This window comes from Proteiniphilum sp. UBA5384 (assembly GCF_002410825.1).
GTDB lineage: Bacteria > Bacteroidota > Bacteroidia > Bacteroidales > Dysgonomonadaceae > Proteiniphilum.
The window spans coordinates 1-8,102 of sequence record NZ_DHOS01000039.1; the positions used below are offsets into that span (position 1 = coordinate 1).

At 38.9% G+C, this 8,102-nt stretch carries 4 protein-coding genes and 2 pseudogenes; 4 read left to right on the forward strand and 2 right to left on the reverse strand.

Going from position 1 to position 8,102, the window contains the following annotated elements:
* The 4 genes from B4G81_RS08085 to B4G81_RS08100 form a co-directional block, all read left to right on the forward strand.
* A partial coding sequence (locus B4G81_RS08085) for a SusC/RagA family TonB-linked outer membrane protein (protein WP_294081482.1) occupies window positions 1–2,956 on the forward strand: 2,956 nt, incomplete at its 5' end.
* A 21-nt stretch (window positions 2,957–2,977) separates the two neighbouring features.
* Window positions 2,978–4,489: a SusD/RagB family nutrient-binding outer membrane lipoprotein gene (locus tag B4G81_RS08090; RefSeq protein WP_294081483.1), complete on the forward strand. Its 1,512-nt coding sequence runs from the start codon at window positions 2,978–2,980 to the stop codon at window positions 4,487–4,489.
* Between the two features lie 28 nt (window positions 4,490–4,517).
* Window positions 4,518–5,183, forward strand: a complete 666-nt coding sequence (locus B4G81_RS08095; protein WP_294081484.1) for a BT_2262 family domain-containing protein — start codon at window positions 4,518–4,520, stop codon at window positions 5,181–5,183.
* Window positions 5,184–5,194: 11 nt separating this feature from the next.
* On the forward strand, window positions 5,195–5,866 hold the full coding sequence (locus B4G81_RS08100; RefSeq protein ID WP_294081485.1) for a lipid-binding protein: 672 nt from the start codon (window positions 5,195–5,197) through the stop codon (window positions 5,864–5,866).
* Between the two features lie 282 nt (window positions 5,867–6,148).
* Here B4G81_RS08100 and B4G81_RS08105 read toward each other — a convergent pair.
* Both B4G81_RS08105 and B4G81_RS08110 read right to left on the reverse strand, forming a co-directional pair.
* Window positions 6,149–6,615 (reverse strand): annotated as a pseudogene (locus B4G81_RS08105) (IS66 family transposase); the annotation flags it as partial.
* A gap of 877 nt (window positions 6,616–7,492) precedes the next feature.
* Window positions 7,493–7,805 (reverse strand): annotated as a pseudogene (locus B4G81_RS08110) (transposase); the annotation flags it as partial.
* Window positions 7,806–8,102: the final 297 nt, after the last annotated feature.

Consider the following 8,102-nt stretch of genomic DNA (forward strand, 5'->3'; position numbering starts at 1 on the left):
TACGCTTGTTATTTCCTATGTGGGGTATCAGACTCGGGAAGTACCGGTTACAACCAATCCAAGAATTGTTTTAGTTCAGGATACCGAATTGCTGGATGAAATTGTTGTTACGGCGTTAGGCTTAACCAGAGAGAAGAAGACTCTGGGATATGGCGTAACATCAGTATCAGGCGATGAAATTTCAAATGCAAAGACACTCAATCCCATGTCTGCTTTACAAGGCAAAGTTGCTGGATTGGATGTGTCAGCGGCTCCGAATCCCGGTGGTACACAAAATGTTGCAATACGTGGTTTCAGTTCTTTTGGGAATAACCAGCCCTTATATGTAGTAGATGGTGTACCAATTACCAATGCTCAGAACCGTTCCGGAAGTGATCTGAACTCACAAGTCGATTTTGGATCAGGTATTAATGCTCTGAATCCGAATGATATTGAAAATATTACTGTTTTGAAAGGCTCGGCGGCCTCTGCTTTATATGGTTCTCGTGCCGCTCAGGGTGTGATCATGATCACAACCAAATCAGGAAAAAACACCAACGGTAAACTCAATGTTTCCTACGACGGGAGTATGACAGTTCAGGAAGTTGGGCGTATTCCTACTGAGCAGACTATGTTTGGTCAGGGATGGAGTGGAGATCGCGCATTGGACGAGAATGGAAACTGGGGAGCTCGTTTTGATGGAAAAGAACGGGTTTGGGGTAATATTGTTGATAACAGTCAACAGCTTAAACCATACGTTTATCTGAACAACCGTATACGTGACTTTTATGATTATGGGATCGGTTATAATAACGCCGTATCTTTAACAGGTGGAAACGAAAAAACCCAATTTCATGCATCCGTTTCTCAAAACAGTATTGATGGTCCTATCCCTACGAATGATGACTCTTATAAACGCTATACTATAGCGTCCAATGCTTCTCATAAAGCCAATAAGTTATTAGTAAGTACATCTATTAACTTCAGCTCTGAGAAAAATGAGGCTTCTCCCACCGGTCAGGACAATTCAATTTATCGCTCTCTGAACGAAATTGCGACTGATATATCTATTGTTGATCTAAAAGACCTTAATAACAAATTCAATAATGTAGATAATTATTTTACTCCTTACGGAATGAATCCTTATCACATTTTAGATATTAAGGAAGCGGTTCAGAACAAATACAAGTTTTTTGGTAAATTTCAATTGGACTATGACTTTTTAGAGAACCTGAAATTGACCTATCGTTTTGGTGGGGATTACGAACAGACAATTGCAGATACACATTTTGATGCTATTGTATTTACTCCCGGCTCTCCTAACGATGGATCATCCAACGCTAGTCCTGGCTCTTATGCTCAGACAAGAAGACAGAGAATTCAAGTGAACCATGATTTGATTCTAAATTATAATGAACGGTTTGGCGACTTTTCCTTGAATGCAATAGCTGGTGCAAACACGAACGAGCAGTCGTATAATGCTATAGGAGGAGAAATCACCTCGATAGATATACCAGGTTTTTATGACTTTACAAATTCTTTAACCCCTGCTACGGCCATACAATCATCAAATCTTTATCGTCTGTGGGGTATGTATTTGAATGCTGATATCGGATTTCGCGACTATCTTTACTTAACGTTGACAGGAAGAAATGACTATTCATCTACCTTGCCGTTAGGAAAGAACTCATACTTCTATCCGAGTGCCATGTTGAGTTTTATAGCCACTGATTATTTGAAAACAAAAGATATTGATACTGGCGTTCTTGATTTTGCAAAGCTAAGGCTTTCTTATGGACGTACAGGTAAAGATGCTGGTTTATATGCAGTTTATGACAGACTTGTTGCCGCTGAAATTACAAATCCTGGATTTCCGAGTGTAGATAATTTAACTTTTCCTTTAGGAGGTATCAACTCTTACACAGTGTCTAATACGGCCGGAAATATAAATTTAGCTCCTGAGTTGACAGATGAGTTTGAAGTTGGAGCAGATCTAGCATTCTTTAATCATCGCGTTGGTTTGGAATTTTCGTACTACAATAAATTTACAAATGGATTAATTGCTACTTTACCTATTGATCCTACAACTGGTTATACCGCTCAAATAGCAAATTTAGGAGATGTTAAGAACCAAGGTGTTGAGATGCTTGTAAACGTTGTTCCTATAAAGACAAATGATTTCACCTGGGATATTTCCTATAACTTTACCAAAAACTACAACAATGTAGAGAGTCTAGATGTGCCGGAAGTATTTTTAGGAGGATTTGGTGGCATAGGTATTTATGCTGTTGAAGGAAAACCTATCGGGCAATTCAAATCACAAAAGGCCCTCAAGGTAACGGTAGATGGAATTGAAAGCACAGTAGTAGACGGAAACGGTAACCCACAACCAACTCCTGATGATGTGTTTTTGGGAAAAGACATCAACGAGAAATATCGCATGGGTTTAACGAATACCTTTACCTATAAAGGACTTTCACTCTCTGGAACATTCGATTACAGGTTCGGTGGTTATATTTATAGCTATACGAAAGATTATATGCATTGGGTGGGAAGCGGACCCGAAACAGTTTATAATGAACGTAATCCGTTCATAATTCCAAATTCTGTGATAGATAATGGAGACGGAACGTACAGTGAGAATACCATACCGGTGAATCCCACAGCTTTACATACATTTTATAGTAATGGAGGATTTGATTACACTGATTTTGCTGTGATTGATCGTTCTTACTTGAAATTGAGGAATGTAAGCTTGGCATATCAATTGCCACAGCGTTTTGCGAATAGTCTCAAAGTAAATAGCGTGCGTGCCTCATTTACCGCATCTAATATCTTGCTTTGGACTCCAGCCGAAAATCAATACATAGACCCTGAGATTACTACGTTTGGAAACAATATCGCTGCTCGTTTTGGTGAATTTGGTACAACACCACCCTATCAGACTTATGTATTTGGTTTAAGTATTTCATTTTAATAACCAATAAATAATAGAATTATGAAACGTAAATTATTAATAATATTTTCTGCTATTATCACGCTATTCACTGCAGTTAGTTGCAATGACTGGCTTGATGTAAACCACGACCCGAACGCATTGGAGCAGATTCCTGATGCCAAAGTTTTATTGCCAGCTGCAGAAATCGGTGTGGCCAATAATCTGATGGGATGGGATTTTGGATTTGCAGGAGCATTCTGGGTAGAGTACTGGACACAGTCGTATACTGCTTCTCAGTTTAAATCGCTTACTGAATATCTACCGCAGGAATTCAACACAACATATCAGTCGTTGATGCGCGAACCATTAACTGATTTGAAGAGAATTAAGACAATGACGGCTGAAGACGAAAATAGAGGTTACTACTTTGTTGCAGAAGCTTTATCCATTTTTACCTGGCAGATCATCACGGATGTCTGGGGTGATATGCCCTATTTTGAAGCTTTGAGAGGTGATGAGGGACTTCTCCATCCGGTTCAGGATAAAGGTCAGGATATTTATGCCGATTTAATGAAACGTGTTGATGCATTGCTTGATATTGATTTAAATAATTCTTTTATAGATTCGAAGTTCGATTATATTTATGAAGGAGATTTGGATGCTTGGTACCGCTTTGCAAATTCATTAAAATTAAAGTTAATGCTTCGTCTTTCCGAGACGCCTCAATACAATAACGGTACAGTTTTAAGTTTTATTCAAAGTGCTGATTTACTTCTGTCGAGTGCTAAAATACCCGGTACGGTCTGGAATGATGCTATGGAGGGAAAACGCCACCCGATGAGAGAGTTTGAGGCGGGTGGTGCTAATTATTTTTCTACCAATGTTATAGCTTCAAAAAACTTTATAGACTATTTAAACATAAATGCAGACCCTCGACTGACAAAACTTTTCACGGGAACGAAAGGAGCTTTTTACGGCGACTTTGATTCCAAAGAAGACTCTGATGCCAATGGTACCACTGATGACAAAGAAGCTTATGCAAAGGTTGTTTTTGCCCCGAATATGGATTTAATGCTAATGTCTGATTGGGAGGTGAATTTTTACATTGCAGAGGTCTATGCACGTGCGTCTCAGAATGTGCAAGCTAAGAATTATTATGAAAAAGGGGTAACTGCTTCATTAAATCAACATGGTATTACCGATACCAACATTATTGAATCAGGGTATGCGGCTTGGGTGACTGGCACGGTAGAACAAAATATTAAACAAATAGCCATGCAAAAATGGGTTGCAAATGCTAATTACCAGCATATTGAATCTTTTTTGGAAAGAAATAGGACCAAATATCCTTCCGTAAATGAGATCAATATTGAGGCAAATAGACGAGCAGCTTTTGAAAATTTTCCTGTTGGTGACTTAACAATTTCAGTTAAGGGTAGAGCTTTATTGAATGGAAACTTACCCGCCTCTCCTTTATATCCCAATTCTTATATTTTCAGAAACACAAATGCTCCTGAGCAGAAAGCAAATGTGGGGCAAAAGGTATGGTGGAATGTAAAAGCAGGCAAGTAAATAAGTACAAACTTTCAAATATGAGATTATGAAAATATATAAATATAGTTTGATTTTAGTTTCCGTTCTATTCTTATTCGCTTGTGAAAAGGAGACGGAAGGAATATCCCGTGTCACATTTTATACAGACCTACAATTAAAAGGCCCTGCTGAAATGTCTGTAAAACAGGGTGAGGCCTATGTGGAGCCAGGATATATTGCGATTGAAAATGACGAAGATGTAACAGATAAAGTTCAAGTTAACGGAAGTGTAAATACGAATACACCCGGAGCATACAGACTATCATACGTTGCTACCAATTTAGATGGTTTCAAGAAAACCGTGGATCGATTGGTGTTTGTTGTTCCCAGCAACGTCTCAACTGCTGATGTAACCGGAACGTACAAGGGACAGCGTGTTGGTCGCGCAGAAGCAGCCGATGCTTGTGTTATCACTTCTCTTTCTAACGGAGTTTTTAAAGCAACTGATTTTTTTGGTGGATTTTATAATTTAGTTGTCGGTTACGGATCTGCCTATAGGTTATTAACCTATTTTTATATCACACCGGATAATGAAGTGAAAGCTTTGTCAACAAACTCTCCATGGGGACCATGGGAAGTTAGAAATGGTATCTATAAGCCATTGACAAATGTTTTTACACATACTGTCTATCAAGATGGGTTTAGTTTTAACGTTATATTAACAAAACAATAATGCAATTAAATATGAAAAAAATTGGATTTTACGTTATAATGGCATCATTGATGTTGGGTTTTACATCTTGTTTTGAAGAATTGGATAACTGGGAAAGTGAAACGTTTGAATATTCCGGTAGATTTGTCTTCAAGCTGATGAGTGAAGATATGCAAGATACATATGTAGATTATGATGGATATGAAATTCAGATCTACAATACCGCTGAAAATGTATCGAATGTTGTCTGGATGGATGACCACGGTGACATCTTTCCTTTGAAAAATAAATTCGAACTTACAGGTAATGCATCATCATTTAAATCGGTAACGGAAGATTTTACAAAATTATCCAACAATATTTATTCTACAGATGATTTGCCTACTCCTGCACCAACGGCCGCTGGGCAAACAATAACGGAAGATGAAAAAGGGTATATAAGAGCTTCAATATTGGAAGGGAAAATTATACCAGGAGCTGCCACAAGTATAGGAGGAAATGCTTCTGATAGTTTATACGTAAAAATTAAACTTTACAGTGGTACCGCTACATACACCAGTTATGAGGTGCCAGAAGCATTAAGAGCCGACCCTAAGGTTCCCGAATTCAAATGGCGCTTTACATCTGCGACTCATGATCCAGAGATGGATGAAATATATGTTATCGGTGGATACAGATATACAGGAATGCCTGAGGATAATTGATTTGATAAATATAGATTTTAAACGAGAGGTTGTTCTTTTTTGTGAGACAACCTCTTGTTTCATATACACTAAATTTATTCTAATAATATGGTAATCAGCGACTTCGTATGATCCTTCGTTGCTTTTGGTGGTCTTGAAAAGTATTACAATTTTATGTTAAATGTCATAAAGTCAGAAGAGTAGTAAGCATTGGGTGATGTCCTTATTTGATTCTATGATCTCATGGTTTATGAAAGTGGACTTTCAAAAACCTCCAAAACATTCGGGGACGAAATGGAGCTTTTAGGCGTTTCTCTTGGAGTGGTTACCAGTAGTAGTTCTGCAAGTTTTTTGGTGTAGTCTTCGTCATAATCGTGGATATGACACAGCATGTAAGCCATTTAGTTACGGAAATTCGCATCGGCAGCCTTGCAACATCCTAGCAGTATCCTCGGCAGCGTCAAGATTACCGCAAAAAAGGTAATTTTTCCTTTCCGAGCCAGGTCTCTCCGGTTTTTTTTGTCAGGTTATTCTCTATGCGATACTTGCCTTCAGATGGTACCGCTTAATCGGTGATAAATCTCAGGAGTATACTTTATCGCGTTCACTATCGGACTCTTTATATTCACGCATCAACTACTTTTCAAAGACAACCATGATAGGGTAAGCGAGACTTTCTCTGACTCCGGTCCTTTGCTCATAGGAAAGGTTCTGTCATCAGCTTCCTCATCCACTTCATGGAGAAAACCGATTTGTTTAAGCGCATACTCCACCGTAAACCACCGATAAAATACACATTTTAGCGTAAATAGTTTTTTTCGATCTTTGCCGACAATGCTGACAAACGCACTTTTATGAAACCTGTAAGCAAAGAAGAATTTCCGGTGATATAGTAATGCCAACAAAATAGAGGGTTAAGTATCAAAGATTTTTGCGCGAACGAACCTTACACTGTCTCCAGTTTTCACTACTTGAAAACCAAGATCGGACTCACCCGGCCCTACAACAATAATGTACCGGATGCACCTACGAGCATGTCGGCCCTCATCAGCGTAAACTTGCCCGTAAAAACCCCTGTAAGTTAACCGGTTTCATCCTCGCGCAACAGCCAGGGAGAGACCAGGATAAACTCCCGGGAGGCATCCAGGTCAGCTTCATTGACAGTGCCCAGGCAGAGATCGCAGTGATTTTACTGAATTAAATCTGTTTAGGCCGTGTTCTGCCTGACTGACTTATGCGCTATTGGAAACGGGTAAAGCCTGTAGCGCATCGTAGCGTTTAGATTGAACATGGCTTATTTGGTCAAGAGTATTAGTAAACGCAGATGAGCCGAATCCGCCCTCATGAGGACACGTACTTTAATGCCATTGGGATAAACTATTTCGAGAACATTCCCCGGAGAGGTAACATGCTCCGGAATCGTTTACTGGTGGACATTCTCTCTGATTAGTGATGATGGATTAGAACCGGTAAAACAATCGACACGAATCATGAAGATTGCCCTCTCCTGTAGTTATACTCTCGCAATCTCTTCTGTCAGTAATAAAACAAAGATTTCCTCAAATTTCTTTAATGTCCACATATTTTTTGCGGGCAAATATAGCAAGGATTAGAAGTTAAAATAGGACAGGGTCTAACAAATACTTACAGACCTTCGGCTAAAATACGTTCTCGCTCTTTTATAAACTCAGGTTCAAACCGGGAATACCTGTCACGAGGGGGTATGAACGGTAATCTTACCCGGAGAAGTCTTAACTTGCTTGCGGTTATAGCAGTTGCGACGACTAGCCGATATGCCCTCCTCTTCGTCCATGTGGACATTTATCTCTCCCTTCAATGCAGCATTCAGAATATTCTCCAGTAACGAAGCAAATGTACTATCTTTACCTAAAATAGGCTTGCCGGCTTTTAGTTGTTCCAGCGCCTTGGCTTGAAAGGACTTGTAGTCAAAATCTTTCATAATGTAAGCTGTTGTGTGAAAGTAATAAAAAATGACTTATTTTCTGACACAGTTTACTTTACAGTCTTGATTTCATCCGATAGTAAATTTCTCCGATCATTTTAGAACTCTTAAGAGATTTATAAGTAAACTCAAAATCAGAATAGTTGTAAAAAAAATCACCCATAAAAGAAGGATTTTACTGTTCAAAAATTTGATCGGTCTTGCTGCTGGTTTATATTAATCTTCTCTGAACCCTCTTAGTTCGTCCCAACTGAAGATTTAAGCCGCTTTATCACCTTTTATTCACCTCGTTTC